Annotated in this window: 2 protein-coding genes; both read right to left on the bottom strand. The window is 36.3% G+C overall.

Features of this window, described 5'->3' with window-relative positions; translation table 11 throughout:
• Positions 1-191: 191 nt before the first annotated feature.
• Positions 192-848, bottom strand: a complete 657-nt coding sequence (locus tag P9B04_RS21845) for a HEAT repeat domain-containing protein (protein ID WP_342057075.1) — start codon at positions 846-848, stop codon at positions 192-194.
• A 278-nt stretch (positions 849-1126) separates the two neighbouring features.
• On the bottom strand, positions 1127-2044 hold the full coding sequence (locus P9B04_RS21840) for a J domain-containing protein (protein ID WP_342057074.1): 918 nt from the start codon (positions 2042-2044) through the stop codon (positions 1127-1129).
• Between the last annotated feature and the right edge of the window lie 229 nt (positions 2045-2273).

The following is a 2273-nucleotide window of genomic DNA, read 5'->3' as shown; positions in this document are numbered from 1 at the left end:
TTTGGCCTAAGTTTTCGCAGCGAGTGACCCCTGGCTTTTTGAGAAGATACGGATTTTAACCTCAGTCAAACTCACGTTGTTGAGGAAACTCAATTATGATTGTTTAATCGAATAACACCACCAAACGATCATAATGAGTTGTTAGTAATCCAGAGTTGTCTTTAACAGGGGAAAATTTTGATGACACACCATCAAAACAGAACTTCTAAGGTTGCGCCCACAACTCGATGATCTGGATCTTCTCGTAATTGTGCTAATGCTTCTTTAGCTTTAGGAGACTCAAAAATTCCTAAAACTCTAGCAACCTGCGCTCTAATTGCTACTATTTCACTGGTGGATAGCTCAAGGAGTAAATTGATTGCTTCAGGCTCAACTGGCGTTCCTTTTAATTTTCGCAAATAAGAAATCGATGCCAATTTTACCGTCAGATCATCCCCTTCTAATCCCCATTTAGAAAGCTGTATAAAAACATTTGGGGAGCCAATTTCATCTAAAGCAGCAAAGATACTTTGCCGAATCAACCAGTGAGATTCTCTTTTAAAAAGTTCTAGCAAATGGGGAATTGCTTTTTCTCCATGCTTAGCCAGAGAATTAGCAGCTTCGGCTTTGACGTTGGGATCAAGATCATTCTCTATCAATTTGAGCAGGATTTCAAAACCTTCATCAGTAAGTTTATAACCCAAACCCATTGCCACAAAAGAACGAATCATAAACTTTTCGTCATACATTTTTTGTTTGAGTAAGGGAACAACTACATTCGACGGGTAATTCCTTAGCTCTACAATAGCTTTAATCCGATTTTGAGGATTCGGATTATCAAGGTATGCTTTGATCTGATTTATTTCCATAATTTCATCACGTTCGAATCTTTGAGCATCAACTTGCTTTCACGGATTTATATTAAATAATGTAACTTAATATAAAGTTTTCTTAAAATTATAGCGTTAAATTTCCTATTGATGTCAAGTAGATTAATGAGAAATAGTATTGGTGTTGCTGAATGAATAGTGAGACTTTAGGTAACTTTAAGCCCAAACATAACCAAAACTAGCTTTATACATAGCGAATACGTCAACATTATCCTTGCTATCTCTGGTTTTGTAAGAAGGGATAAGTCCCCAACCTTTCATTTTTTTCTCCCAAATAATCCGAAGAAACCACTTCCTTGTTTTTTATCGGAAGGTTTTTGTGAGTCGGAGTCAGGAAGCACTTTATCTAAGGCTAACTTTGCCTTGATTACAATTGGATCTTGCGGATTAACTTTTCGTGCCTTATTAATATGAATTTTGGCCATAGTTAACTGCTCTTGTTTTAAATATGCCAACCCCAATAAACCGTGACAAGTGCTATTGTTAGGATCTTCTTTTAATGTTTCTCGTAATTCAATAATTGCTTGAGAAAGATTGTTACGTTCAATATCTTCCTGAGCGCGTTCTAGAGCAGTTTTAACTGCTGATTTATGATCCTCTTTTTTGATTGCTTGTTGTGTTGAAGAAGAAGTTGTTCTTGTTGCTGCTTTGGGTTCTGGTGTGGGTTTTGGTCTTGCTTTTTCTTTGACCTGTTCTCCTTGGGAAAGCATGAGATAAATTAAATTTAACTCGCTAATTTGGGCAATGGTAGTCAATACATTGTCTAAATTATCGTACTGCTTACTAACCAAAGGGGTTAAAAGTTGATGATATGTTAATTCTCGATCTTGACTAGTTTGTAATAGTTTTTGTGCTTCATCAGTTGCAATAGTAATACTACGCAATTCATCGGCTAAATTTCGTCCCATCTGAGACAATACTAATTTATACTCGTCGCGATAACGATCTTTTGATAATACTTCGTAGGCTGGATTGACTAATTTTGATAAAATTTTAGTAGCTAGTTGTTTTTCCTTCTCTGTTTTGCCCTTAAAGGTATCAGGATGAAGAATATATGCTATCTTTAAATATCGCTGACGAATATACCGACTATCAGCATTAATGGGAATCCCCAAAATAGCGTAGTGATCGGTCATGTCATATTTAAAAAGTCCTTGTTCTATGGGAAAAGACATAAATTTAATCGCTCATTTCTGAGATTAGATGCTCTATTTTTAACGGTGTGTTTTGGTTTAACCAGATGAATGTCTTGTTTAGCTGCAATTTATGTTGGATAGTGAAACTTTTTTGCTCAAGTTTCACTATTCAAATAGGTTGTTTTCCTATCATACCATTTTCTCTAGAGCTTCAGTGACATCCTCCCAACCCTGACCGCTTAGGCGGTACAGGGTGGGCTTCCTCATA

Source organism: Crocosphaera sp. Alani8 (assembly GCF_038442745.1).
Lineage (GTDB): Bacteria > Cyanobacteriota > Cyanobacteriia > Cyanobacteriales > Microcystaceae > Crocosphaera.
Note: the sequence above shows the minus strand (reverse complement) of the source record. Positions and strands in the feature narration are given on the sequence as shown.

What these genes read in the sequence shown, in the direction of transcription:
- P9B04_RS21840 (WP_342057074.1), bottom strand. Translation starts at nt 2,044, where the DNA reads ATGTCTTTTCCCATAGAACAAGGACTTTTTAAATATGACATGACCGAT.
- P9B04_RS21845 (WP_342057075.1), bottom strand. Translation starts at nt 848, where the DNA reads ATGGAAATAAATCAGATCAAAGCATACCTTGATAATCCGAATCCTCAA.